Source organism: Ornithinimicrobium cerasi, assembly GCF_003702705.1.
GTDB classification, from domain to species: domain Bacteria; phylum Actinomycetota; class Actinomycetes; order Actinomycetales; family Dermatophilaceae; genus Ornithinicoccus; species Ornithinicoccus cerasi.
On sequence record NZ_QZMN01000005.1, the window covers coordinates 153,444 to 177,176 of the forward strand.

At 73.3% G+C, this 23,733-nt stretch carries 23 protein-coding genes and 1 pseudogene; 12 read left to right on the forward strand and 12 right to left on the reverse strand.

Annotation, left to right across the window (positions count from 1 at the left end):
- The first annotated feature begins 51 nt into the window (after positions 1 to 51).
- Positions 52 to 834, forward strand: coding sequence for an IclR family transcriptional regulator (locus D4B81_RS07415; protein ID WP_122261908.1), 783 nt, complete (start codon positions 52 to 54; stop codon positions 832 to 834).
- A gap of 261 nt (positions 835 to 1,095) precedes the next feature.
- Positions 1,096 to 3,246 (forward strand): HNH endonuclease signature motif containing protein, encoded by a 2,151-nt coding sequence (locus D4B81_RS07420; protein ID WP_161965030.1) that lies wholly within the window; start codon positions 1,096 to 1,098, stop codon positions 3,244 to 3,246.
- A 116-nt stretch (positions 3,247 to 3,362) separates the two neighbouring features.
- On the opposite strand, the gene D4B81_RS07425 is transcribed toward D4B81_RS07420, so the two are convergent.
- The gene (locus D4B81_RS07425; RefSeq protein ID WP_122261786.1) at positions 3,363 to 3,818 is read right to left on the reverse strand and encodes a rhodanese-like domain-containing protein; all 456 of its coding nucleotides are present in this window, start codon (positions 3,816 to 3,818) and stop codon (positions 3,363 to 3,365) included.
- A gap of 123 nt (positions 3,819 to 3,941) precedes the next feature.
- On the opposite strand from D4B81_RS07425, the gene D4B81_RS07430 reads away from it, so the two are divergent.
- Complete coding sequence (locus D4B81_RS07430; protein ID WP_122261787.1) at positions 3,942 to 4,940, forward strand: DNA topoisomerase IB; 999 nt, start codon at positions 3,942 to 3,944, stop codon at positions 4,938 to 4,940.
- Positions 4,941 to 4,979: 39 nt separating this feature from the next.
- Here D4B81_RS07430 and D4B81_RS07435 read toward each other — a convergent pair whose 3' ends face one another.
- Complete coding sequence (locus D4B81_RS07435) at positions 4,980 to 5,480, reverse strand: DUF6328 family protein (protein WP_237565877.1); 501 nt, start codon at positions 5,478 to 5,480, stop codon at positions 4,980 to 4,982.
- Positions 5,481 to 5,640: 160 nt separating this feature from the next.
- Here D4B81_RS07435 and D4B81_RS07440 point away from each other — a divergent pair, with 160 nt between their 5' ends.
- The 3 genes from D4B81_RS07440 (at position 5,641) to D4B81_RS07450 (ending at position 8,795) form a co-directional block, all read left to right on the forward strand.
- Complete coding sequence (locus D4B81_RS07440; protein WP_122261788.1) at positions 5,641 to 6,249, forward strand: hypothetical protein; 609 nt, start codon at positions 5,641 to 5,643, stop codon at positions 6,247 to 6,249.
- 130 nt (positions 6,250 to 6,379) lie between these two features.
- On the forward strand, positions 6,380 to 7,015 hold the full coding sequence (locus tag D4B81_RS07445; protein ID WP_122261789.1) for an FMN-dependent NADH-azoreductase: 636 nt from the start codon (positions 6,380 to 6,382) through the stop codon (positions 7,013 to 7,015).
- Positions 7,016 to 7,043: 28 nt separating this feature from the next.
- Complete coding sequence (locus D4B81_RS07450; RefSeq protein WP_122261790.1) at positions 7,044 to 8,795, forward strand: FAD-dependent oxidoreductase; 1,752 nt, start codon at positions 7,044 to 7,046, stop codon at positions 8,793 to 8,795.
- 186 nt (positions 8,796 to 8,981) lie between these two features.
- Here the strand turns inward: D4B81_RS07450 and D4B81_RS07455 are convergent, their stop codons facing one another.
- Positions 8,982 to 10,199 (reverse strand): RimK family alpha-L-glutamate ligase, encoded by a 1,218-nt coding sequence (locus tag D4B81_RS07455; protein ID WP_122261791.1) that lies wholly within the window; start codon positions 10,197 to 10,199, stop codon positions 8,982 to 8,984.
- Positions 10,200 to 10,260: 61 nt separating this feature from the next.
- Between D4B81_RS07455 and D4B81_RS07460 the strand changes: the two genes are divergently transcribed.
- Both D4B81_RS07460 and D4B81_RS07465 read left to right on the forward strand, forming a co-directional pair.
- Positions 10,261 to 10,716, forward strand: a complete 456-nt coding sequence (locus tag D4B81_RS07460; protein WP_097189462.1) for an ATP-dependent zinc protease family protein — start codon at positions 10,261 to 10,263, stop codon at positions 10,714 to 10,716.
- Entirely contained in the window at positions 10,713 to 11,732 is a 1,020-nt protein-coding gene (locus D4B81_RS07465) for a succinylglutamate desuccinylase/aspartoacylase family protein (RefSeq protein ID WP_122261792.1), read from the forward strand. The genes D4B81_RS07460 and D4B81_RS07465 overlap by 4 nt, the downstream gene beginning before the upstream one ends.
- Positions 11,733 to 11,888: 156 nt before the next feature.
- Here D4B81_RS07465 and D4B81_RS07470 read toward each other — a convergent pair whose 3' ends face one another.
- The 5 genes from D4B81_RS07470 to D4B81_RS07490 form a co-directional block, all read right to left on the reverse strand.
- Positions 11,889 to 13,016 carry a serine hydrolase domain-containing protein gene (locus D4B81_RS07470; RefSeq protein WP_122261910.1) on the reverse strand — a complete coding sequence of 376 codons (1,128 nt, stop codon included), beginning with the start codon at positions 13,014 to 13,016 and terminating at the stop codon, positions 11,889 to 11,891.
- Positions 13,017 to 13,041: 25 nt separating this feature from the next.
- Positions 13,042 to 13,650, reverse strand: coding sequence for a rhomboid family intramembrane serine protease (locus D4B81_RS07475; RefSeq protein WP_237565878.1), 609 nt, complete (start codon positions 13,648 to 13,650; stop codon positions 13,042 to 13,044).
- Positions 13,617 to 14,033 (reverse strand): hypothetical protein, encoded by a 417-nt coding sequence (locus tag D4B81_RS07480; RefSeq protein ID WP_202613614.1) that lies wholly within the window; start codon positions 14,031 to 14,033, stop codon positions 13,617 to 13,619. The genes D4B81_RS07475 and D4B81_RS07480 overlap by 34 nt, the downstream gene beginning before the upstream one ends.
- 140 nt (positions 14,034 to 14,173) lie before the next feature.
- On the reverse strand, positions 14,174 to 15,907 hold the full coding sequence (locus D4B81_RS07485; protein ID WP_122261793.1) for a sodium:solute symporter family protein: 1,734 nt from the start codon (positions 15,905 to 15,907) through the stop codon (positions 14,174 to 14,176).
- On the reverse strand, positions 15,904 to 16,182 hold the full coding sequence (locus D4B81_RS07490) for a DUF4212 domain-containing protein (protein ID WP_122261794.1): 279 nt from the start codon (positions 16,180 to 16,182) through the stop codon (positions 15,904 to 15,906). Before D4B81_RS07490 ends, D4B81_RS07485 begins: the two co-directional genes overlap by 4 nt.
- Before the next feature lie 265 nt (positions 16,183 to 16,447).
- On the opposite strand from D4B81_RS07490, the gene cobS reads away from it, so the two are divergent.
- The gene (cobS, locus tag D4B81_RS07495) at positions 16,448 to 17,233 is read left to right on the forward strand and encodes an adenosylcobinamide-GDP ribazoletransferase (RefSeq protein ID WP_122261795.1); all 786 of its coding nucleotides are present in this window, start codon (positions 16,448 to 16,450) and stop codon (positions 17,231 to 17,233) included.
- A gap of 46 nt (positions 17,234 to 17,279) precedes the next feature.
- Here cobS and D4B81_RS07500 read toward each other — a convergent pair whose 3' ends face one another.
- On the reverse strand, positions 17,280 to 17,636 hold the full coding sequence (locus tag D4B81_RS07500; protein WP_237565879.1) for an ArsR/SmtB family transcription factor: 357 nt from the start codon (positions 17,634 to 17,636) through the stop codon (positions 17,280 to 17,282).
- 54 nt (positions 17,637 to 17,690) lie between these two features.
- On the opposite strand from D4B81_RS07500, the gene D4B81_RS07505 reads away from it, so the two are divergent.
- Positions 17,691 to 18,704, forward strand: a complete 1,014-nt coding sequence (locus D4B81_RS07505; RefSeq protein ID WP_237565880.1) for a cation diffusion facilitator family transporter — start codon at positions 17,691 to 17,693, stop codon at positions 18,702 to 18,704.
- On the opposite strand, the gene cobT is transcribed toward D4B81_RS07505, so the two are convergent.
- Both cobT and cobU read right to left on the reverse strand, forming a co-directional pair.
- Positions 18,701 to 19,798: a nicotinate-nucleotide--dimethylbenzimidazole phosphoribosyltransferase gene (cobT, locus tag D4B81_RS07510; protein ID WP_122261797.1), complete on the reverse strand. Its 1,098-nt coding sequence runs from the start codon at positions 19,796 to 19,798 to the stop codon at positions 18,701 to 18,703. The two genes, D4B81_RS07505 and cobT, sit on opposite strands and share 4 nt — an antisense overlap.
- Positions 19,799 to 19,802: 4 nt before the next feature.
- Positions 19,803 to 20,327: a bifunctional adenosylcobinamide kinase/adenosylcobinamide-phosphate guanylyltransferase gene (gene cobU, locus D4B81_RS07515; RefSeq protein ID WP_122261798.1), complete on the reverse strand. Its 525-nt coding sequence runs from the start codon at positions 20,325 to 20,327 to the stop codon at positions 19,803 to 19,805.
- A gap of 134 nt (positions 20,328 to 20,461) precedes the next feature.
- Here cobU and D4B81_RS07520 point away from each other — a divergent pair, with 134 nt between their 5' ends.
- A complete protein-coding gene (locus D4B81_RS07520) occupies positions 20,462 to 21,073 on the forward strand; it encodes a DUF4262 domain-containing protein (RefSeq protein WP_122261799.1) in 612 nt (203 codons plus the stop codon).
- A gap of 60 nt (positions 21,074 to 21,133) precedes the next feature.
- On the opposite strand, the pseudogene D4B81_RS07525 reads toward D4B81_RS07520, so the two are convergent.
- Positions 21,134 to 22,172: pseudogene (locus D4B81_RS07525) on the reverse strand (LLM class flavin-dependent oxidoreductase).
- A gap of 71 nt (positions 22,173 to 22,243) precedes the next feature.
- Between D4B81_RS07525 and D4B81_RS07530 the strand changes: the two are divergent.
- Positions 22,244 to 23,644 carry a cryptochrome/photolyase family protein gene (locus D4B81_RS07530; protein WP_122261800.1) on the forward strand — a complete coding sequence of 467 codons (1,401 nt, stop codon included), beginning with the start codon at positions 22,244 to 22,246 and terminating at the stop codon, positions 23,642 to 23,644.
- Positions 23,645 to 23,733: the final 89 nt, after the last annotated feature.

Here is a 23,733-nt window from a genome sequence, read left to right on the forward strand (position 1 = left end):
AACTCCCAGGCTGAGGTGGCTACACAGGCCGAGGTGGCCGACCTGACCGGGATGGCCGCCCCGGTGCGGTCCGGCGGGGTGCAGTCGCTGGCCCGGGCCTTCGCCCTGCTCGAGGGGATCGCGGACGCGGGCGGGACGGTCGCGCTCTCCCAGCTCGCGGAGCGCGTCCGGCTGCCTCCCGCGACCATCCACCGCCTGCTGCGCAGCCTCGTCGACCTGGGTTACGTGCGTCAGGAACGGAGCCGGCAGTACTCCCTGGGCCCCCGCCTGCTCCGGCTCGCCGGCGAGTCGAGCAAGCGCATCGGCGTATGGGCACGACCGCATCTCTCCGAGGCGGTCGCGCAGCTCGGGGAGTCGGTCAACCTCGCCGTCCTGGACGGCGACGAGATCGTCTACGTCGCCCAGGTGCAGCCCTCGACCACCCTCATGCGGATGTTCACCGAGGTGGGGCGGCGCACCCTGCCGCACTCCACCGCGGTCGGCAAGGCGATCCTGGCCGGGTCCTCGGACGACGAGGTGCTCGCGCTGCTGCACCGCACGGGGATGCCGCGCCGGACGGAGCACACGGTCACCGACCCGGAGGAGTTCCTCCGGCGGCTGGCGCTCACGCGCGAGCGCGGATACGCCACGGACGACGGCGAGCAGGAGGTCGGTGTGCGGTGCGTCGCGGTCGCCGTCCCGGGAGCCCCGCGGCCGATGGCCATGTCGCTGTCCGGGCCGACGACGCGGATGGACGACGCCACGGTGGAGCGGGCGGCCGTCGTGCTGGGTGACGTCGCGGGCAGGCTGGGGGCCGAGCTGGGGAGCGGGTCCGCAGGCGTCGTCATCGCCTGAGGGGGATACGGCGGCGCGTTCGTGGGGGTGACCCAGGCCGTTGCTGCAGGGGTGACTGAGGCCGGCCGGAGCTGCGGGTCGACGTGGCGCGTCCCCACATCTCGTCGGAACGACGTGACCGAGATGCAGAACCGTCACCGATGTCCTGAGGCATCGCACGACTCGCTGGGGACAATCGACGAGGTTTGTCGTACAGGTGTTCTAAGATGGGTGCACGGGTCAGGGGAGAGCCCTATCAGGTAGAAGCACGGGGAGGGTGACGTGGCAGTACACGTGCAGGAGATGTGGGAGGACGAGGACGCGGTGCACCGGCACCGGCGGGGCCGAGGCTTCGAGGTGGTCGCGGCGGACCCGGGCTCACCGCCCCACCGGGGGGAACCCTCGGATGGGGAGGGATCCTCGGGCGGTCTGCAGGTCACGGGTGCCCGGTTGGTCGCTGCGGGCACCGACGCCCGGTTGGTCGCTGCGGGCACCGACGCCCGCGAGGTCCTCGAGCGGGCCCTGGCCCTGCTCGGTCTGGAGGACGCCGTGGCGGGTGCCTGGTCAGCCGCCCTCGTCGCCCAGGCCAGGCAGGACGGAGTCGCGCACCCATCGCTGGAGCTACGCAGCGGCGCCCTGGCCGCTCTCGGCGAGATGGTCGCCATGGCTCGAGGGCGGTGCGCGATCGACGCCACGATGCTGGTGGCCGTCCAGGACCTCCTGCTCCGCGCCGGGGAGAAGCTGCTCGCCCAGCGCGGGGTGGAGGACGTCTCGGCTCTCAGCCGCACAGCACACCAGACCTGGCGTGCCCACCTGAAGGCCGCGGTGGCGGGGGAGCTGCAGGTGACCCTCGGCGTCGGCGTCACCGAGGCCCGGCAGCTGGTCTCCATGGCCTCCGCCCCGGCGGGAGTGCGCATCCCCCTCGTGGCGGCGATGCGCCGCGGCGAGGTGCACTGGGTGATGGGACGTCGTTTCCAGTCCCGGACGTCCCGGCTCGACCCCCAGGACGCCGCGGACGTGGCGGCCGTGCTCTTCGGCTCCGACGAGGCCAGAGCCGCGCCGGAGCGGCTCGACCCGGACGGTCGACTGCTGTCGAGACCCTGGCACCACAGCGAGTACTACGCCGCACTCGACCGGGAGATCACCCGGGTGAGGGGGAGGGACGCGCGCGGTGAGAGGGAGCGGCGCAGGGTCGCCCTCACGCTGCGGGACGCTCGTCTCGACGTCCTGGACGACGGGACCGCCACCTTCTCCGTCTGCGGGTCGGTCGCGACGATGCTGGCCCTCAACGCGCGGATCGACGGCATGGTGCGACGGTGCCGGAAGGCCGGCGACCCCCGGTCGCTCGCGCAGCTGCGTGCCGACATCGCCGCCTCACTGCTCCTGCACGGGACGGTCGCGATCCCCGACCCCGGTGGCGGCGGGTGCGACGAGATCGTCACACCCGACGATCTCGAGGCGCTCGCCGCGGTCGTGAACGCGACGCCGTCAGGGCAGGTCGAGCTGGTCGTCCCGTGGGACGCCATCCTCGGACGGGCGGTCTGCCCGCGCTGCGACCGCACTGCGGTGCCCGACAGCCGCGGCGGAGGTCCCACCTCAGCCCCGGATCAGGACGTGGGAGGGGTGGGTGAGCTGAAGGGCTGGCCGTCAGCCTGGGTGACCCCGGAGGAGGCCCGCGAGATCGCCCTCCGCCCTGGGTCGTTCTTCCACAGGATCCTCACCGATCCTGCCGACGGGCGGTGCGTCGAACGATCGATCTCCCGGTATGCCCCGGATGCCGAGATGCGTCGGCAGGTCCGTGCGGCCGACGTCTACGGGCGGGGGCCGGGATGTCGACGGCCCGCGGCCGCCTGCGAGCTCGATCACGAGCAGCCCTGGGGTTCCGGTGGCACGACCGCCGAGACCAACCTCAGCGCCAAGGCTCTGCTGGACCACTTCCGCAAGACGAAGGGTCTGTGGACGAGCGTCATGGGTCCACGTCGCGACCTCACCTGGACCACTCTCCTCGGTCAGGTCGCCCGGACCCGCGGTCACGACTACCGCCAGTACGCCGACCGGTTCGAGCTGATGACCGGTGGTGGACCGGAGGGTGGGCCTGACATGTCGGACCTCGCGGACCGGCGGGACCTCGCCGGCCAGATCCTGTATGCCGCGCTCGTCTCCAGACGACCCGGCGAGAAGGTCGAGGCGTCCGACGACGCGGCCGGCTCCGAGGACTGGCTGTGCGTGGGGGCCTGGGGCTCAGTCTCCTACCAGGACGACACGGGGCGGCGGCGCTACGGGGCTCCTCCACACCCCACCACCCCGGAGGAGCTGCTCGGTCTCGGCGGGCCGGAGGTCTCACCCGACGGGGCGGTCAGCACGACCGGTCCGGACGGCACGCAGTCCGATGACCGGGACCTGGGCCGTGACGACGAGCTGCCCCCGTTCTGACCGTGCCAGGTGCAGCGGGACCGTGGGTGGCGCCTCGCGCCCGACCGCACCACTCCGCGGCAGACGCGCATCATTCCGCGACAGACGCCCGGGGCCAGGGGTCGGGCCCCGGTGGGTCAGCTCGCGACGGGTTTGCCGGCCTTGGTCCAGGCCGTGACCCCGCCGGCGAGGTGCACGAGGGAGGTGAACCCGTGGTCCCGCATGATCTGCAGGGCCGCCGCCGAGCGGACACCGGTGCGGCAGTAGACGGCGTAGGACGCATCGGGGTCGAGCCCCTCGAGCTCCTGGCTGAACCCGGGCGCCGACACGTCTAGGTTGAGGGCTCCTTCGAGGTGCCCCTCGGCATACTCCTGCGGGGTGCGCACGTCGATGACCACCGTGCCCGCCTCCGCGACCACCTGCGCGAAGTCCTCGACCGCCAGCCCGGGGTCCGCGGACGTGTCCTGCGACCCGTCCGCGGTGGTCAGGGCGGCCGCGGCGTCAGCCGGATCCGGCACGGCGGCGGAGTCCGCGCACCCGGCGAGCACGGCCGCGAAGGGCAGCGTCAGGAGGAGTGTGCGGCGGGTGAGCATCGGACCACCATACCCGGTGCCGCCATACCCCAGCGGGTATGAACGGAAGAATCCCGTCCGGAAGGCAAGTTCGGGGTCGTCTTCGACTGGACGCCGAGCACAGGACGGGCGTGAGATGAGCCCATGACGCGACTGCGCCGGGTCAGGCCCGGGTCGAAGGGTTGGACGCGCCGCCGTGCCGGCACGGGCTTCAGCTACCTCGACGCCGAGGGTCGTCGACTCCCGGCCGAGGACGTCGAGCGCATCCGCTCCCTGGCGATCCCGCCGGCCTGGCAGGACGTCTGGATCTGCCCCTACCCCAACGGCCACGTCCAGGCCGTCGGCACCGACGACGCCGGGCGTCGGCAGTACCTCTACCACCCCGTCTGGAGGGAGAAGCAGGATCAGCTGAAGTTCGAGCGCATCGCGGAGGCGGCGGCCCAGCTGCCTGCGGCCCGGCGACGCGTCGCGCGGGACCTCCGTCTCGACGGTATGCCGCTCGAGCGCGCCTGTGCGGCGGCCGTCCGCATGCTGGACCTCGGCTACTTCCGGATCGGTCACGACGTCTACACCGACGCCAACGGCAGCTTCGGGCTGACGACGCTGGAGCGACGCCACGTGCGCGCGGTCGGGGAGGGGCTGCGGTTCTCGTTCACGGGCAAGAGCGGGATCGAGCAGCAGGTGAGCATCGAGGACCCGGACGTCATCACCGTGCTCGGGGTGATGCGGCGGCGTCGGGGCGGTTCGTCCCGTCTGATGGTCTTCAAGGACGGGTCGCGGTGGCGCGACCTCGACGCGCAGCACGTCAACAGCTATCTGGCGGACCTGGTGGACGCCGACCTGACCGCCAAGGACTTCCGCACCTGGCACGCGACAGTCCACGCCGCCGTGGCCCTGGCCAGCTCCCCCGAGCCCGGTGACACCACGGCCTCGAAGAGGCGGGCGGTCCGGGCGGCGGTCGAGGAGGTGTCCACCTACCTCGGCAACACGCCGACGATCGCGAAGGGCTCCTACATCGACCCTCGCGTCGTCGAGCGCTACGAGGGGGGAGAGACGATCACCGTCCCCTCCAGCACCGGTCGCAGCCCGACGGCACGACAGGCGGCGATCGAGAAGGAGGTGCGCGACCTCCTCGAGGAGTAGCGCCCCGCGTCCTCGGGGTCAGCGCCCCGCGTCCTCGGGTCAGAGCGTAGCGGCGGCGTCCCGGTCCCGCCGCATCCACTGCGGCAGGCCCCACCACACCGCGGCGAAGAGCATGACGGCGATCCCGCCGGCGACGTAGCCCTCCACGGAGCCGAGGACCACGCCGAAGATCAGGGTGATGACCGACGCCATGGTCAGCCCGAGAGTCAGCAGGCCCAGACGGGCCAGCACGTGCGAGACCGCGACCAGGTCCTCCTTGCGGTGCTGCCGGAACAGCGCCCGGTGCACGCTGACCGGCCCCACGAGCAGGACCGTGGTGAGGAAGGCGAGGACGATGGCGACGAGGAAGAGGAACCGGTGCTCGCCGCCCAGCTCGGTGAAGCGCGCCTGGAACGGCAGCGTCATCAGGAAGCCGGCGAGGATCTGGGTCCCCGTCTGCAGCACCCGCAGCTCCTGCAGCAGCTCCACGAAGTTGCGGTCCATGCGCTCGTCGCGCGACTCGTCGCGGTCGTCCTGCCGCGCCCCGAGGATGTCTGACACAGCCCCAACTCTCCACCTGCGAGGACCCCCCGTCCACCTGCGTCGTCCCGCGCGGGAACGGTCGACGACGAGGCGCCGCGCAATCCCCGGCCGCCCCCCGGACGAACAACCTCCGGAGGGTGGAGCAGCCGCCCCGCCCACGTCCGGAGGAGCACCCACCATGCAGATCCACCGCAGCGCGGCGATCGCCGCCCTCGTCCTGACCGCGGCCGCCCTGCCCGCGGTGGCCGCGGCAGGGGACAGCGTCCCCTCCGACCGCGTCTCCAGCCACTCCCACGACCTCGTCGCCGTCCAGTCCGCCGACGTCCCCCGCAGCCAGGCGTGGGGGAGCGCCCGCGTCAAGGCCCTGCCCAACGGAAAGCTGCAGGTGACGGTCGAGGCCGGCGGTCTCGCCCCCGGCGTGCACCACATGGCCCACCTGCACGGCTTCGTCGACCGGGTCGACGGCGGCTGCCCGGGACCCGCGCGGGACACCAGCGGCGACGGCCTGATCAGCGTGGCCGAGGGTGCGGTCGACTACGGTCCCGTGCTCGTCCACCTCACCACCGCCGGGCCGACCCAGGCTCCGGTCACCTTCACGGACTACCCCCTCGCGGACGCCGACGGCACCATCTCCTACCAGCGCACCTTCCCGGCCACCGTGGACCACCACCGGATGGCCGGCCGGGTCCAGGTGGTCGTGCACGGCATCGACCTCGACGGCGACGGCACCGTCGGAGCCGGCCCGGAGACCAGCATCCCGGCGCTGTGCGGGGGTGTCGCCGACTGAGCCGCGAGCGGCATACCGCAGCCCCCCTGTCAAGGGGTGAGGGCATGGGCAGTTGTACCCATACCGCCGGGCGCCAGCCGGTCCCTACGGTCGAGAGACAGCCTGCCCACCGCCCGATCAGGAGGTCGTCGTGACCCGTCTGCTCCATGTCTCCGCCAGCCCCATGAACGGGCTGTCCTTCTCCCACCGGGTCGCCGCCTCCTTCGTCGACGTCTGGCGCACCGCGCACCCGGACAGCGTCGTCGACGAGCTCAACGTCTGGTCCGAGCCGCTGCCCGAGTTCGACGCCGCGGCCGCCTCCTGGAAGGGCAAGATGATGGCCGGGCAGACCCCCACCGCGCAGGAGGTCGCCTCGGTCGAGCAGGTGCTCGACGTGGGGGTCCGCTTCCAGGCCGCGACCCACTACGTGTTCTCGGTCCCGATGTGGAACTTCTCGGTGCCCTACCGCCTCAAGCACTACCTCGACGTCCTCGTCCAACCCGGCTCGACGTTCGCCTTCGACCCGGCCGCCGGCTTCGCCGGCCTCGTCCCCGCCGACCGGCCGGTCCTGCTCGTCCTCTCCCGCGGCAACACCGCCTACGGACCCGGTGAGCCGATGGGTCACTACGAGCACCAGGAGTCCTACCTGCGCTCGATCCTGGGGTTCATCGGCCTCACCGACGTGCGCACGATCACGGTCGAGTGCACCGCCTACCCCGCCGAGGTCTGCGAACCGCTCGTCAACGCGGCGTGCGTCCAGGCGGAGGCGATGGCCCCCGCGTTCTGACCTGGGCCGGGGCCGTTACGGTCCTGGCATGCCCTCGCCGCCGACCCACCACGACGTGCTCGTCGTCGGCAGCGGCTTCGGCGGGAGCGTCGCCGCCCTGCGGCTTGCCGAGAAGGGGTATGACGTCGCCGTCCTGGAGGCGGGTCGCCGGTTCGCCGACGAGGACCTCGCCCGCACGTCCTGGGACCTGCGCCGCTTCCTCTGGGCACCGCGGCTGGGCCTGCGCGGCATCCAGCGGATCCACCTGCTCCCCCACGTGCTGGTCCTCGCGGGGGCCGGCGTCGGGGGAGGCTCGCTCAACTACGCCAACACGCTCTACCGCCCGCGGTCGTCGGCGTTCTACGACGACCCCCAGTGGGCGCACCTCACCGACTGGCGCGAGGAGCTGGCCCCGCACTACGACACGGCCTCGCGGATGCTGGGCGTGATGACCAACCCGACGACGACCGCGACCGACCGGCTCTACCGGGAGGTGGCCGAGGAGCTCGGCGTCGGGGACACCTTCCGTCTCGCGCCCGTGGGCGTCTTCTTCGGCCGGGACGGGGCCAGGGAGCCTGGGGTCCAGGTCGAGGATCCCTACTTCGGCGGCTCGGGCCCTCCGCGCACCGGCTGCACCGAGTGTGGCAGCTGCATGGTCGGCTGCCGGGTCGGCGCCAAGAACACGCTGCCGAAGAACTACCTCTGGTTCGCCGAGCGCGCGGGCGCGACCGTCGTCCCGGACACCACCGTCGTGCGGATCCGACCCCGCGAACAGGGCGGGTATGCCGTGGAGACCGTCCGCACGGGCGCGCGCCCCGCGCGGTGGCCGGGTGCGCGGCGGACCTGGACCGCGGACGAGGTGGTGCTGGCGGCCGGGACGTGGGGGACCCAGCACCTGCTCCACCGCCTCCGGCGTGACGGTGACCTGCCGCACCTGTCGGACCGGCTCGGGGTGCTGACCCGGACGAACTCCGAGGCCCTGGTCGGGGCGACCGTCCCCCCGGGCCGACGTCCGCGGGAGGTCGACTTCACCCACGGGGTCGCGATCACCAGCAGCTTCCACCCCGACGAGCACACCCACGTCGAACCGGTGCGCTACGGGCGCGGCCAGAACGCGATGGGTCTGCTCACCACCCTGCTCACGGACGGCGGCGGCCGGCTGCCCCGACCCGTCCGGTGGCTCGGCCAGGTGCTGCGGCACCCCGTGCGCACGGTCGGCATGCTGGTCGGGATCGGGTCCTGGTCCGAGCGCGGCTCGATCGCGCTCGTCATGCAGTCGCTCGACAACTCCATCACCGTCCGCGCGGGACGGGGTCCGCTGGGTGGCTACCGGCTCACCTCGACGCAGGGCCACGGCGAGCCCAGCCCGACGTGGATCCCGGTCGCGCACCGGGTGGTGCGTTCGCTGGCCCGGCGCATCGGCGGCTACCCGGTCGGCAGCGTGGGCGACGTGCTGGACGTGCCGATGACCGCGCACTTCCTCGGCGGGTGCGTCATCGGGGACTCGCCCGCCACGGGAGTGATCGACCCCTACCACCGTGTGCACGGGCACCCGGGGCTGCACGTCGTCGACGGCTCCGCGGTCTCGGCGAACCTCGGCGTCAACCCCTCGCTCACCATCACCGCCCAGGCCGAGCGGGCCCTGTCGATGTGGCCGCACCGGGGGCAGAGAGACCCACGACCGGCGCCCGGCGAGGCCTACCGGCGGGTCGAGCCGGTGCCGCCACGGAGCCCTGCGCCGATGCCCGCCGCACAACCGGAGCCGCCGGCCCATGTCAGAAGGCCGGCCGGGGCGCAATAGGCAGTTCTACCCATCGCCACCGCCGGGCCCCGGCGCGTAGCCTCGTGCAGGTCGTCAGGGCCGCGGGCCGGCCGGGGTCCGTCCCCGGCGGGGGTCGGACCCTGGCCGTGAGCCCGGTGCCCGGCCTGCTGCCCGCAGGGCCGGGCACCGGCCGAGCGGCGCCGGAACGGCATACCCGACCGCGCGTCAGCGCACCAGCGCCTCTGCCTGACCGGGCACGTCGTGGATCGGCTGCTTGGGCAGGCGGCGGACCCGCTTGGGGCGTCGGCTGCGTGCCGGGATGAGCGAGCGCATGCCCTCGTGGCGACCGAAGCACAGCAGCCGGTCGCCCTCCTCGAGGACCTTGCCCGGTCCGGGGTTGGGCGTGACGCGCGTGCCGCGGTGCAGGGTCAGCACCTGGACGTCCATCTCGAGCAAGCCTGACTCGGCGATGGTCCGGCCGACCAGCTCGGACCCGGCGAGGACCGCGATCTCGGCCACGCCGTAGCCGGTGGACACCGCCAGCCGCTGGCGCACGTCGATGTCCGGGAAGCCGGACTGGTCGGCGACGTAGTCGACGATCGCGCCGGCGACGTCGAGCTTGGTCGCGGCCTCGATGCCCCGCAGCCCGGGGGAGGAGTTGACCTCCATGACCAGCGGCCCGTGCTCCCCCTCGAGCATGTCGACGCCCGCGACGCGCAGACCCATGATGTGCGCCGAGCGCACCGCCACCTCCTCGTAGGCGGGGTCGAGGTCGACCTTCTCCACGGTCCCGCCGCGGTGCACGTTGGAGCGGAACTCCTCGCCCTGGGCGCGACGGCGCATCGACGCGACGACCCGGTCGCCGACGACGAGCGCGCGGACGTCGCGGCCCCTGCTCTCCTGGACGAAGCGCTGGATGAGGACCTGCTGGTTGGCCCCGTGCAGGGTCTCGATGATGGCCTCGGCGACCTTGGTCGTCGGGGCGAGGATGACCCCGATCCCCTGGGTGCCCTCGAGCAGCTTGAGCACCACCGGAGCCCCGCCGACGAGCTCGATGGCGCCGCGGACCTCGTCGCGGTTGCGGACCAGGGCGGTCGCCGGCATCGCGATGTTGTGGCGGGACAGGATCTGGCTCGCCCGCAGCTTGTCCCGGCTGTTCATGATGCCGTTGGCGGTGTTGGGGGTGTAGACGTCCATCTGCTCGAACTGCCGGACGACGGCGGTGCCGAAGTAGGTCACCGAGGCGCCGACCCGCGGGATGACCGCGTCGTAGACCGACAGCGGGCGCCCGCGGAAGTGCAGGTCCGGCTCGTCCCCGGTGAGGTCGATCCCGAAGCGCAGCGTGTCCAGGACCTTGACCTGGTGCCCGCGGTCGATGGCCGCGGTGCGCAGGCGCTGCGTGGAGTAGGCGCGCAGGGACCGGGAGAGGATGGCGAGCTTCATTCCGGGATCCTGACAAGATAGGGGTGTGCCTGGGCCACCCAATGAAACCATCCTCGGGAAGATGGTCGTCGGGTGGCGGGAGTGGGTCCGGGCGGAGGCTCTCGGGGTGCCGTGGGTCAAGGCGAAGATCGACACCGGGGCGCGCACCTCGTCGCTGCACGCGTTCGACCTGCGGACCGAGGAGGTCGACGGGCAGGAACGGGTGCGCTTCACCGTGCAGCCCTGGCAGGCGAGCGAGGAGGACGCGGTCGAGGTCTGCCTGCCCGTCCACGACCGGCGCGCGGTGCGCAGCAGCTCGGGTCACTCCGAGACGAGGTATGTCGTGCTCCTTCCCCTCGTCCTGGCGGGCCGGGAGGTCACCGCGGAGGTCACGCTGACCGACCGGGACGAGATGGGGTTCCGGATGCTCGTCGGACGCGAGGTCCTGGTCCAGGGGTTCGTCGTCGACCCCTCGGTGTCCTACGCCGGCGGACGGCCGGAGCGCGCGGTGCGGCGGCGCAACTGGGGACGCGGGTGAGCCCCGCGCGCAAGCTGCGGACCTCCTTCCCGATCGGTGGCGTGCGGGTGCGGGCCGGCCAGCGGCGCGAGGTCTCGCTCATCGTGTCGCGACTGGTGACCGGGGCCGAGGTGACCCTGCCCGTGCAGGTGGTCCACGGCCGTGAGGAGGGGCCGGTCGTCTGGCTGGACGCGGCGGTGCACGGGGACGAGGTGGTGGGGATCGAGGTGATCCGGCGGGTGCTGGCGCAGCTCTCGCCGAGGACGCTGCGCGGGACGGTCCTGGCGGTGCCGATCGTCAACGTGCTGGGTGTGGTGACCGGCGACCGCTACCTGCCGGACCGGCGCGACCTCAACCGCAGCTTCCCCGGGTCGGCGCGGGGCTCCCTGGCCAGCCGCATCGCGCACCTCCTGATGACCGAGGTGGTCGCCAAGTGCGAGGTGGGGATCGACCTGCACACCGGCTCCGACCGCCGCTCCAACCTGCCGCAGATCCGGTGCGACCTCGAGGACGAGCGCACCCGCGAGCTGGCCGAGGCGTTCGGCGCCCCGGTGATCTACCACGCCCGGCTGCGTGACGGCTCGCTGCGGTCGGCGGCGCGGGAGGCCGGCGCGCGGGTGCTGCTCTACGAGGCGGGTGAGGCCTGGCGGCTCGACGAGTACGCGATCGTCCCCGGCGTCGACGGCGTGCTCCGGGTCCTCGGCTCGCTCGGCATGATCGACGAGGAGGACGTGGAGGCGGCGGTGAGCTCGGAGCCCGTGGGGCCGGGCGTGGTCAGCCGTCGCAGCGCCTGGGTCCGCGCCCGGCGGACCGGGATGGTGCACATGGAGGCCTCGCTGGGGCAGCGGGTCCACGAGGGCGAGCGGCTCGGGGCCCTCTTCGACAGCTACGGTCGCCGGCTGGCCATCGTCAAGGCGGACCGCGACGGCATCGTCATCGGCCGCAGCGAGGCCCCGCTCGTCAACCGCGGCGACGCCCTCGTCCACATCGCCGAGATCGAGCCGCCCGCCGGGTCAAGACCTGTCACAGAGTCCTGACCGACAACCTGTCACAAGGTCCTGACCTGCGCACAGGCATCGGCCGGACGTCGCCGCCGCCACCACCGCCACAGCCGCACCAGCCGTGCACCCGCGGACCGTGGACCGTGGACCCGCGCCACCGGGCAACCGGCCTCCGCTTCACCCTCCACCCGCTCAGAGCCGGGCGAGCTCCTGGAACCGACCCAGCAGCCCGAACATCGTCTCGTCCAGCTCCACCTGCGTGAGCAGGATCGCGACGGTGCCGTCCGGGTCGGCGAAGAAGTCCGTGCCCTGGCCCCCCGACCAGCCGAAGCGCCCCGCGTGCTCGCCCGCGAGGGTGACGGCGACGCCATACCCCCAGCCCATGACGTCCCAGAAGCCGGGCATGAAGCTCTCCGGCGTCCTCGCCCCGGGCGCGACCTGGTCGCGGAGCATCTCCCGCACCAGACCTGCGTCGAGGAAGGGTCGCCCGTCCACCTGACCGCCGTCCACGAGCATCCTCACGAACCGGTGGTAGTCGGCGGCCGTGGAGACGAGCTCGCCGTGCGCGGGGTCCTGGGGCGGCGGGCCGAGGTAGGGGCCACCTCCGAGCGGCTCGGTCTCGACGAGCCGGCCGTCCTCGAGGCGGTAGGCGGCAGGGAGCCGGGCGGCCTGGGACGTGGGCACGCTCAGACCCGTGTCCACCATCCCCAGGGGGTCGAGGACCTCGTGGCGGAGGTGCTGCTCGAGCGGTAGGCCTGCCGCGCGCTGCAGCAGGATCCCGAGGATCGGGAAGGAGTGGTGGTAGCGGAACCCCTCCCCCGGCTGGTGCGCGAGCGGCAGTCCGGCCAGGGCCGCGAGCCAGTCGTCGGCACCGCGGGAGACTTGCGCCGGGCCGCCGTCCAGCCCGCGCTCGTGCATCGTCAGGCCCCACGGGGTGTCGCCGAACGCCATCCCGTAGCCGGACCCGTTCACCAGCAGGTCGCGCACCGTGATCGGCCGCCGGGCGGGCTCGACGTCGTCCAGCGAGGCGTCGGGGCGGCGCAGGACCACCCGGTCGGCGAGCTCCGGGAGCCACCGGTCCACCGGGTCGGCCAGCGCGAGGCGCCCGGCCTCGACCCCGCGCAGCGTGGCCACGGCCACGACCGCCTTGGTCATCGACTGGATCCGCATGATGGCGTGCTCCGGCATCGGCGGGCCGCCGACCGACATCGACCCCACCGTGCGCACGCGCACCTCGTCGCCGCGCGCGAGCAGCACGACGGCGCCCGGGACCCGGCCGGCGTCGACCCAGTCCTGCAGCAGGGGGATGAGCTCGTCCACGGTGCCCTCCTTCGGCACGACCACGCTACGCCCGGCGGGCCGTCCGGTCCTGACGGCCGAGCCACAGCGCCAGCCCGACCCCGGCGAGCGCGCCGAAGAGGTGGCCCTGCCAGGAGACCCCCTCGCGCAGCGGCAGCACGCCCCACAGCAGGCCGCCGTAGACGAGGATGACGAAGAGGCCGGCCATCGCCGGGGCGAGGCGCCGCGCGGCGAACCCGTAGACGGCGAGGAACGCGGCATACCCGTAGACCACCCCGCTGGCCCCGATGACCACGGTGTTCGGGCCGCCGAGCAACCACACCCCGAGCCCGCCGAGCAGCACCACGCCCGCGGTGACGAGCCACAGGTGCCGGGTCGTCCAGGCGAGGAGGGCGCCGAGGACCAGGAGCCCGGAGGTGTTGGCGACCAGGTGGCCGAGGCCCAGGTGCAGGAACGGGCTGAGTACCACCCCGACCAGCCCGTCGGGGTCGCGGGGTCGGATGCCGTAGCCGTCGAGGCGCAGCGGGGTCAGCAGGTCGAGCAGCTCGCTCAGCCACATCAGCCCGACCAGGACCAGGACGGGGACGACGCGCTGCAGCCAGGCGGACCCGCCCGGCCGGCTCACCCGGCGTCGGCCCGCGGGCGCAGCGACCACAGCTGCCAGCCGGCGACGGCGGCGAGCACCCCGCCGGCGAGGGTGAGGACGAGGCCGGGGCCGGGCACCCAGCCCTGCATCCCGACCAGCCGGAAGACGTGGAAGAACTGCCACAGCGGCAGCGCGACGCAGACCGCGGCGGCGACGAGCGCCTGGCCGATGGCGAGGAACCGGATCGGCACGAGCGCCCCGGCGAGCGCGAGCAGGCCGACGGTCGCGGTCCAGAGCCCCGGGCCGCGCATCCCGGTGACGGTGCCGAGCGGCGTGTAGAGCCAGGGCAGGAAGGCGCCGACGAGCATCATCACGCTGGCCGCGAGCAGCCGGAGCTGCCCGGGCATCCTGCGCCGGCTCGTGCGGGCGGGCAGCTGCGCCTGGGTCGCCATCGGGTCAGCCTATCGATCGGGGGTGCAGGTGGTCTGCAGGGCGGCGCAGGTATGACGTGCAGGTGCGTCGCGAGGGGGTGGCCGGCACGGCCGCGGGTGGGACGGGACCGTGGCCGTGCCGGCCGGGAGACCTCAGGACGTCAGTGGTGCTCGTCCCGAGGGTGGTGGTCGCCGTGCAGCAGCTCGTCGTCGATCGCCCCCGAGGCGTGGGCGGCGACCAGCTCGCTGCGGCCGGGGTAACGGACGTCCTCGACCAGCTTCTGCATCAGCTCGGTGGGCTTCGGCGTGAACTGCGACACGATGATCGTCACGGCGAAGTTGATGAGCATGCCGACCGCGCCGAAGCTGGCCGCCGAGATGCCGAAGATGCCCTCGCCGCCCAGGTAGACCGGCAACGTCCAGATCTGGTAGGCGAGCGTGGAGATGAGCCCGGCCGCCATACCTGCGGCGGCGCCCATGGCCGTAGCCTTCTTCCAGAAGATCCCGAGGAAGAGGATCGGGAAGAAGCTGGCCGCTCCCAGCCCGAACGCCAGGGCGACCACCTGCGCCACGAACCCGGGCGGGTTGATGCCCAGGTAGCCGGCGATGACGATCGCGACACCCATCGCCATCCGACCGACCAGCAGCTGCCGGGCCTCCGTCGCCGCGGGGTTGATCCGCTTGAAGTAGACGTCGTTGGCGACGGAGGAGGAGATGACGAGCAGGAGGCCGGAGGCCGTGGACAGCGCCGCGGCGAGGCCGCCGGCGGCGACGAGGCCGATGATCGGCGCGGGCAGGCCGGCGATCTCCGGCGTGGCAAGCACGACGATGTCGTTGTTGATGGCCAGCTCGAAGCCCTCGCCCAGACCGCCCGCGACGTCGATCACGCCGTTGCCGTTGAGGTCGTTGACGTTGATGAGGCCGACGTCCTGCCAGGACCGGAACCACGCGGGGACCTCGTCCAGGGCGGTGCCCGGGATCTGGTTGAGGATGTTGTACTTGCTGAACGCGCCGACGGCGGGGGCCGTGGTGTAGAGCAGCGAGATGAAGAACAGCGCCCAGAGCGCGGAGAACCGCGCCGCCCGCACGCTGCGGGCCGTGTAGAACCGCACGATGACGTGCGGCAGCCCGGCGGTGCCGAACATCAGCGTCGCCGTCATGAGGATCATGTTGAGCATGTTCATCTGGGTGAACGGGCTGGTGTACTCCGCCAGCCCGAACTCCGCCTGCAGGGCGTTGAGCTCGTCCATGATCTGGCCGAAGCCGACCTGCGGCAGCGGGATGCCGGTGAGCTGCTGGGAGATCGCGACCGCCGGGATGAGGTAGGCGACGATCAGCACGATGTACTGCGCCACCTGGGTCCAGGTGATGCCCTTCATCCCGCCGAGCACGGCGTAGAAGAAGACGATGACCATGCCGATGACGACGCCCAGGGTGGTGTTCACGCCGAGGAAGCGCTGGAACACCACGCCGACGCCGGCCATCTGGCCCGCGACGTAGACGAAGGAGACGACGATGGCCGCGACGACGGCGATGAGCCGCGCGGTCTCGGAGTAGCGGTCGCCCACGAAGTCGGGGACGGTGTACTTGCCGAACTTGCGCAGGTAGGGCGCCAGCAGCATGGCCAGGAGGACGTAGCCACCCGTCCAGCCCATGAGGTAGACCGATCCCGCGTAGCCGTTGGTGCTCAGCGCGATGATGCCCGCCATCGAGATGAACGACGCCGCGCTCATCCAGTCGGCCGCGATCGCGGCCCCGTTGGCGGGGGCGGGGATCCCGCCGCCGGCGATGTAGAAACCGGCGGTGTCCTTCACCCGGCTGGCGTAGGCGATGTAGATGTAGACGCCGAAGGTGATGACGACGAAGACGAGGGTCCAGAGCTGCACGCTGTTCACGAGTGGTGCACCTCCTCCTCGTACTCGGTGATCCCGAACTCCTTGTCGAGCGCGTCCATGCGCCAGACATAGACCGCGATGAGAGCGAGGAAGGTGAGGATCGAGCCCTGCTGGGCGAACCAGAAGCCCAGCGGCACGCCCATGAAGTTCACGGCGTTGAGCTGCTCGACGAAGATGATGCCGGCACCGAAGGACACGAGTGCCCAGATGGTGAGCAGGACGGCCATGATGCGGACGTTGCGGCGCCAGTACTCCTGGCGCCTCGCGGCATCCATCACGACACCTCGGGGGTGGGGACGGTGGCACTCACTGGAGGTCTCCTCTACAGGGGGCGGGTCCGCCGTCACGGCGGTGTGACGCGGGTCACGGTAGGCGCAACGGTGCGGCCCGGGGGAGGGGAGGCGGACGGTCGGTCGGTCAGCGGGCGCGGGAGGACGACGAACGGTCGGTCCGGCGCGACGAGCGGTCGGGTATGCCGCCGGGCCGGGCGAGAGGGTCGGTGCGGTCGGCCGAGGGGCTCGCTGGGGCAGACTCCGTGTCGTGCGCAGCTTCCTCGACGCGGTCACCTTCCTCACCCGGCTCCCCCTGCCGGTCGACCACCGCCGCACGCCCGACCTCGCGCGCGCGTCGGCGTGGTTCCCCGTCGTCGGGGCGCTGCTGGGGGCGGGGCTGCTGCTCAGCGTCCTGCTGCTGTCGACCTGGACGTCGCCGCTGGTCGCCGCCGTCCTGGTCGTCACCCTGGAGATCGTGGTCACGGGCGCCCTGCACCTCGACGGTCTGGCCGACCTCGCGGACGGGTCCGGCGGCGCGGACCGCGCCAGCCGGCTGCGCATCATGAAGGACCACGCGGTCGGCGCGTACGGCACGGCAGCGGTGGTCCTCGCGCTGCTCCTGGAGGTGGCGCTCCTCGCCTCCCTGCCGATTCCGGGGCAGGGTGTGCCGGGGCTCGGCGCCGTCCCGCTCCTCGCCGACGCACCGGGCTGGCTGGTCGTGGCGCTGGCGGGAGCCGCCGCGTGGTCCCTGTCCCGCGCCGCGATGCTGCTCGTGGCCCGCACCCTCCGCTACGCGCGCGACGAGGGGACGGGTCGGCGGGTCGTGGAGGGCCTCACGACCGGCACCACCGTCCTCGCCTCCCTGGTGCCCGTGGGTCTGTGCCTGCTGCTGGGCATGGCCGGCGTCGCGATGCTGGTCGGCGCGCTGGCCGGTGCCGTGCTGGTCGGAGGGCTGGCGCAGCGCCTCCTGGGCGGCTCCACCGGCGACGTCCTGGGTGCCACGGCGCAGGTCGCGCTCCTGGGCGCGCTCCTCGGGCTGGCGGTCACGCTCTGACGGGAGGAGCGGCATACCCCCCGGCCGGTCGCTGTCCCCGGCGGGTTCAGGAGCGGTAGCGGTGCTCGTGACCGTCGGCCGAGGCCGTGCCGGTGGCGTGCTCGGCGTGCGAGAGCGCCTCGGTGAGCAGTCGTCGCACGTGCGCGTCGTCCGCGGAGTAGTGGACGAAGGTGCCCTCCCGCCGCGTCTGCACCAGTCCGGCGAGGCGGAGCTTGGACAGGTGCTGGCTGACCGCGGTGGGGTTGGCGTCCACCAGGTCGGCGAGCGTGCCGACGTTGAGCTCCCCGTGCAGCAGCGCCCACAGGATCCTGACGCGGGTCGGGTCGGAGAGCAGCCGGAAGGTGTCGGCGACCTCACGGGCGTGCATCTCGTCGGGCACCACCTGGACGGGCGTCTCGGACACAGGGACACCTTAAGCCCCTGCGTATCTTCGCAACTATGCAGGTATGCTGGCGGGGTGCCGACCAGCCACGACCGCGACCACCCGTCGTCCGTCCTCGCCCGGGTGCGGCACGCGCTCGTCCCGCACAGCCACGACCACGCGACCGCGATCCAGACCGCCGAGCAGTCGAGCGCCGAGGGCATCCGGGCCGCCTGGATCAGCCTCGTCGGCATGGCTGCGACGGCGGCGATGCAGGTCGTCATCGTCTGGATCTCCGGGTCGATCGGTCTGCTCGCCGACACCGTGCACACCCTGGGTCACCTCGTCACCACGATCCCGCTGATCATCGCCTTCCGCGTCGGTCTGCGGGCGCCCACGCGGCGGTTCGCGTACGGTTTCCGACGGGCCGAGGACCTGGTCGGGCTGCTGATCGGCCTGGTCATCGCGCTCTCCGCGATGCTGATCATCGGGGAGTCGGTCCGCGCCCTCGCCCAGCCCCGGGAGCTGGCCAACCTCGGCTGGGTGCTCCTCGCGGCCGTCGTCGGGGCGACGGGCAACGAGGTGGTGGCCCGCTACCGCATCCGGGTCGGCCGCCGCATCGGGTCTGCCGCGCTGGTCGCGGAGGGTCAGCACGCCCGCACCGACGCCCTGACCTCGCTCGCCGTCCTCCTCGGGGCGGGCGGTGCCTGGCTCGGCTGGCCGCAGGCCGACGCCGTCGTGGGGCTGGGCATCGCGGCCGTCATCGTGGTCGTCCTGGTGCGCTCGATGGGAACGACGCTGACGCGGCTCATGGACGGGGTCGACCACGGCACCCTGGACCGGGTGGAGGAGATCGCCGCCACGGTCCCCGGGGTCCTCACCGTCGAGCACGCGCGAGCCCGCTGGGTCGGTCACCGGATGGAGGCGGACCTGCAGGTCCAGGTCGACCCGGCGCTCACCGTCCGGGAGGGCGACACCATCGCGCACGGGGTGGCCGAGGCGCTCACCGCCCGCGTGCCGAACCTCGACCACGTCGACGTCCACGCCTGCCCGGCCGCTGACCAGGCTGCCGACGTCCGGGCCGGCCGACGACGGGGCGCCGAGGGCTAGGCCGTCGGCCGCTCCTCGGCCAGCCCCAGGTCGGCGAAGCTGCCCATCTCCACGAGCAGCGCCACCGCCGAGCGGACGACCGGGATCGCGAGCGCGGCGCCGCTGCCCTCGCCCAGCCGCATCCCGAGCCGCAGCAGCGGGTCGAGCCCCAGCACGTCGAGGAGCACCGCGTGCCCGGGCTCGGGCGAGAGGTGCCCCGCGATCATCGAGTCCACGGACGCGGGGGCCAGCCGCGACGCCACGAGCGCCGCCGTGGTGGTGATGAACCCGTCGAGCAGCACCGGCACGCGGCGGGCGGCGCAGCCGAGGACCACGCCCGCCAGGGCGGCGACCTCCAGCCCACCCATGCGGGCGAGCACGTCCCACGTCCCGCGGGCGCCCTCGTGCCGCCGCAGGATGGCGTCGACGGCGGCGACCTTGGCGGCCATCGCCTCACCGGTCACACCCGTCCCCGGTCCGGTGACGCGCGCCGGGTCACGCTCCAGCAGGGCCGCGGTCAGCGCGCTGGCGGTCGTCGTGCTGCCGATCCCCATCTCGCCGAGTCCGACGAGGTCCGCGCCGTCGTCGACGAGCAGGTCCGCCAGCCCGATGCCGTGGGCCACGGCCGCCTGCGCCTCGGCGAGCGTCATCGCCTCGCCCTCCAGGCTGCTGGCGGTGCCGGCCCGCACCCGGCGGTCGAGGACCTCGTTCTGGCCCGGGGCCACCTGCGGCGGCGTGAGGACCCCCAGGTCGGCGACGACGAGCCTGGCCCCCGCCTGCCTGGCCAGCACGCCGACGGCGGCCGTCCCGGACGCGAATCCCTGGAGCATCAGCCCGGTGACCTCCTGCGGGTAGGCGCTCACCCCGCTCGCGGCGACGCCGTGGTCGGCCGCGCACACGACGAGCGCGGGGCATCCCACGTGCGGGGCCGCGGTCCCCTGGATGCCGGCGACCCGCGCCGCCAGGCGCTCGAGCTCACCGAGGCTGCCCAGCGGCTTCACCTTGCCGTCCATCGCGGCGGCGGCGGCCGCGATGGCCCCGGCGTCGAGGGGGACGACGGCCGCGACGGTGCGCTCGATCAGGGCCAGGACGTCGGTGGGGGGGTGCTCGGTCATGCGGTCAGTCCTCCGGGGGGTCGAGGGTCAGGGTGCGGCCCGCCACGACGAGCTGCGCGAGAGCGGCATACCCGGCGACCACGGCGTTGACGCGGCCGAGCCGGTCGCGGTAGTCCCGCGAGACGGGGTGCATCGGGACGATGCCGGAGCCGACCTCGTTGGTCACGACCACGACCTCCCCCGGGTATGCCGTCGCCCACCGCCCGAGCGCGTGCGCCCGGTCGAGGGTGCCGGCCTCGTCGACGCCGCGGCCCATGAGGTTGGAGACCCACAGCGAGAGGCAGTCGACGAGGATCGTCTGTCCCGGGGCCAGCCCGGCGAGCGCCTCGACGAGGTCGGTCGGCGCCTCGACGGTGCTCCAGCGCGAGGGCCGCTCCGCGCGGTGCCGGGTGATCCGGTCGGCCATCTCGGCGTCTCCCGCCTCGCCCGTCGCCACGAAGACGACAGGGGCACCGGTGCGCCCGGCGCGCCGGACCGCCACCGCCGACTTGCCGCTGCGGGCGCCGCCGGTGAGGAAGGTGAGAGGCACGGGTGCGACGGTATCGCGGCCCCCGACGTCAGCGGCGTACCGGACCGGGCTGTGGACGACGGGGAGGAGGCGTCGGTGCGCTCGCCTAGTGTCGGAGGCACGCGCAGGGGGCGCGGGGAGAGGGAGGGAGCACCATGACGACCGAGACAGCGTTGCAGGCCCGGTGGGACCAGGAGCGTCGACAGATCACCGAGGCCATCAGGACGTTCGGGGTCCATCTGACCTACGTGCCGCCCGTCGGCTCGGCGGGGACGGGGATGGCGACGTGCTGCGGGTGCCGGGCCGCCGGTCCGGCGGACGACGGGGGTGAGCTGCCGGACCCGTTCGCCGACCTGCTCCTCGAGACCGGCGGTGACCCGGCGTCGTTGCCGCCGCGCGCCGACACCCCGTTCTGCTACACCACCGGACTGTTCGGCGTCGGTCACGCCGAGCTGGCGGTGGTGGGCCTGGACCGGCTGAGGGCGGCGGAGGTGCTCGACGCGGCGGCCCTGAGGGTGCTCGACGAGGGGCTGGACCTCATGCCGGGTGAGGTGGTCGAGCTCGAGGGCACGAGCTTCCTGGTCGAGGAGCTGGGCTGCTCGGGGATGGTGTTCTTCGAGACCCACAGCTTCTACGACCGGCCGGCCTGGGCCTCCCTCGCCGCCTACCAGCTGACCTGGGCCGACGACCAGGGCCGCTTCCCGTGGGACGAGGGGCACGAGGCGGGGCCGTGGCCTCAGCCCCGGGCGGGCCGGTGGCGGGCGTGAGCGGTTGGCGGTGCGCCGGGGCGGCGCACGCCGTCCGGGCGCCCGTCTCCTTGCCCTGTCTCAGCGCCAGCCGAGGGCGGGCGCGACGTCCCTGACGAGTGAGCGCAGCAGGTGGGCGTTGTAGTCGACACCCAGCTGGTTCGGCACCGTCAGCAGCAGGGTGTCGGCCTCCGCGACCGCCTCGTCCTCGGCCAGCTGGCGTGCGAGCTCGTCGGGCTCCGCGGCGTAGGTCTTCCCGAACGTCGCGCGCCCGCCCTCGAGCATCCCGACCTGGTCCGTGCTGCGGCGCTCGAGCCCGAAAGTAGGCGTGGTCCTGCGCGGTGACGAGGGGGAAGATGCTCCGGCTGACCGAGACCCGGGGCTCCCAGTCGTGACCGGCCTCCGCCCAGGCCGCCCGGAAACGGCGGATCTGCTCCGCCTGCAGGGCGTGGAACGGCAGGCCGGCGTCCTCGGTCAGGAGGGTCGAGCTCATGAGGTTCAGACCCTGCCGGCCGGCCCACTCGGCGGTGTCGCGCGACCCGGCGCCCCACCAGATGCGGCGCCGCAGGCCCTCGGAGTGCGGCTCGATCCGCAGCAGCCCCGGCGGGTTGGGGAACATCGGGCGCGGGCTCGGCTCGGCGAAGCCCTCGCCCGAGAGCACCTCCAGGAACCGCGCGGTATGCCGTCGCGCCAGGTCCGCGGAGGACTCACCCTACCGCGGCTCGTGACCGAAGTGACGGAACCCGTCGACCACCTGCTCGGGCGACCCGCGGCTGATGCCCAGCTGCAGCCGGCCGCCGGAGATGAGGTCCGCCGCGCCGGCGTCCTCGGCCATGTACAGGGGGTTCTCGTAACGCATGTCGATCACGCCCGTGCCGATCTCGATCCGGCTGGTCCGGGCTCCCACGGCGGCCAGCAGCGGGAACGGGGAGGCCAGCTGCCGGGCGAAGTGGTGCACGCGGTAGTAGGCGCCGTCGGCACCCACCTCCTCGGCCGCCTCGGCCAGCTCGATCGACTGGATCAGGACGTCGGAGGCCGATTGCGTCGCCGACTGCGGGTGGGGGGTCCAGTGCCCGAAGGACAGGAAGCCGATGGTCTTGCGGGTCGGGTTCGGCTGCATGTGAGGTGTCAACGCCGTCGGCGTGGTGGCATTCCGCGCGGTGGAGCAGGCCCTTGCGTAGCCTCGGCTGCATGCCCGCCCTGCTCTGGCTGCGCCGCGACCTGCGCGTCGCCGACCACCCCGCCCTGCTCGCCGCCCGGAAGGCCGCCGACGGTGACCTCGCCGTCTGCTTCGTCGTGGACCCGGTGCTCTGGGAGGGTGGCGGGTCGGTGCGCCGGGCCTGGCTGGCGGCCTCCGTGCGCGCGGTCGCCGACAAGCTGGGTGGGTGTCTGGTGCTGCGCGCGGGCGACCCCGCCGAGGTGCTGCCCGCCCTCGTGTCGGAGCTCGGCGCGACGTCCGTCCACGTCACCCGGGAGACCACGCCCACCGGGGCCCGGCGCGACCGTCGGGTGCGTCGGCTGCTCGAGGAGGGGGGTGGTGGCCGCGCGGGAGCACCGGCGGGCGGCGCGTCCGTCGAGTGGGTGGAGACCGGCACGCCCTACGCCGTCGGGCCGGGCCTGGTGCGCAACGGGTCCGGTGACCCCTACCAGGTCTTCACGCCGTTCTCACGGGCCTGGCGGGAGCACGGCTGGCCGGAGCCGGCGGCGACGCCGCGCAGCCTCGACCTCGTCGAGCTGCCCACCGAGGCGCGGGCGGAGAAGCTGCTGGACGACGCGCTGGCGGACGACGACCTGCCGACGATGCCGGACGCCGGTGAGGACGCCGCGCTGCGGAGGTGGCGCGACTTCCTCGACGACGGGTTGTCCGACTACGCCTCGGCCCGGGACCGGCCCGACCTCGACGGGACGAGCCGGCTCTCGGCATACCTCAAGGTCGGTGCGGTCCACCCCCGGACCCTGCTGGCCGACCTCGCGGGGCGGCGCGGGAAGGGGGCGGAGACCTACGCGACGGAGCTGGCCTGGCGCGAGTTCTACGCCGACGTGCTGCACCACCACCCGCGCAGCGCCTGGCGCGACCTGCGGGACGGCCTCGCGGGGCTGCGCTACGAGGAGCCGGAGGACGCCGTCGAGGCGTGGCGTACGGGGCGGACGGGCTACCCCGTCGTGGACGCCGGAATGCGGCAGCTGCTGGCCGTCGGGTGGATGCACAACAGGTTGCGGATGATCACGGCGAGCTTTCTCACCAAGGACCTCCACGTGTGGTGGCCGGTCGGTGCGCGCCACTTCCTCGACCACCTCGTCGACGGCGACCTCGCGTCCAACAACCACGGCTGGCAGTGGGTCGCGGGGACGGGGACCGACGCGGCGCCGTACTTCCGTGTCTTCAACCCGGTGACGCAGGGCGAGAAGTTCGACCCCGACGGGGACTACGTCCGGCGGTGGGTCCCCGAGCTGGCCCACCTGCCGGGCAAGGCCGCCCACCAGCCGTGGAACCACCCGGACGGCTACGCCCACGGCTACCCGCAGCGCATCGTGGACCACGCCGAGGAGCGCCGCGAGGCGCTGGCGCGGTACGAGGCCGCCCGCCGCTGAGGTCGCGCACCGCCCCCGCCACGGCTCGCCCCCCACCGCCACCCCGCCGCCACGGCGAACCCCTTCTCACAGGCGGGAATCGTGCTTCC

Bases quoted from the DNA above. Each gene is read 5' to 3' on its own strand.
- D4B81_RS07480 (WP_202613614.1), bottom strand. From the start codon at position 14,033: ATGGCGACCCAGGCGCAGCTGCCCGCCCGCACGAGCCGGCGCAGGATG.
- cobT (WP_122261797.1), bottom strand. From the start codon at position 19,798: ATGACCGAGCACCCCCCCACCGACGTCCTGGCCCTGATCGAGCGCACC.
- D4B81_RS07490 (WP_122261794.1), bottom strand. From the start codon at position 16,182: ATGGATGCCGCGAGGCGCCAGGAGTACTGGCGCCGCAACGTCCGCATC.
- D4B81_RS07530 (WP_122261800.1), top strand. From the start codon at position 22,244: ATGCCCGCCCTGCTCTGGCTGCGCCGCGACCTGCGCGTCGCCGACCAC.
- D4B81_RS07460 (WP_097189462.1), top strand. From the start codon at position 10,261: ATGGTCGTCGGGTGGCGGGAGTGGGTCCGGGCGGAGGCTCTCGGGGTG.
- D4B81_RS07440 (WP_122261788.1), top strand. From the start codon at position 5,641: ATGCAGATCCACCGCAGCGCGGCGATCGCCGCCCTCGTCCTGACCGCG.
- D4B81_RS07520 (WP_122261799.1), top strand. From the start codon at position 20,462: ATGACGACCGAGACAGCGTTGCAGGCCCGGTGGGACCAGGAGCGTCGA.
- D4B81_RS07415 (WP_122261908.1), top strand. From the start codon at position 52: ATGGCCGCCCCGGTGCGGTCCGGCGGGGTGCAGTCGCTGGCCCGGGCC.
- D4B81_RS07450 (WP_122261790.1), top strand. From the start codon at position 7,044: ATGCCCTCGCCGCCGACCCACCACGACGTGCTCGTCGTCGGCAGCGGC.
- D4B81_RS07430 (WP_122261787.1), top strand. From the start codon at position 3,942: ATGACGCGACTGCGCCGGGTCAGGCCCGGGTCGAAGGGTTGGACGCGC.
- D4B81_RS07455 (WP_122261791.1), bottom strand. From the start codon at position 10,199: ATGAAGCTCGCCATCCTCTCCCGGTCCCTGCGCGCCTACTCCACGCAG.
- D4B81_RS07425 (WP_122261786.1), bottom strand. From the start codon at position 3,818: ATGCTCACCCGCCGCACACTCCTCCTGACGCTGCCCTTCGCGGCCGTG.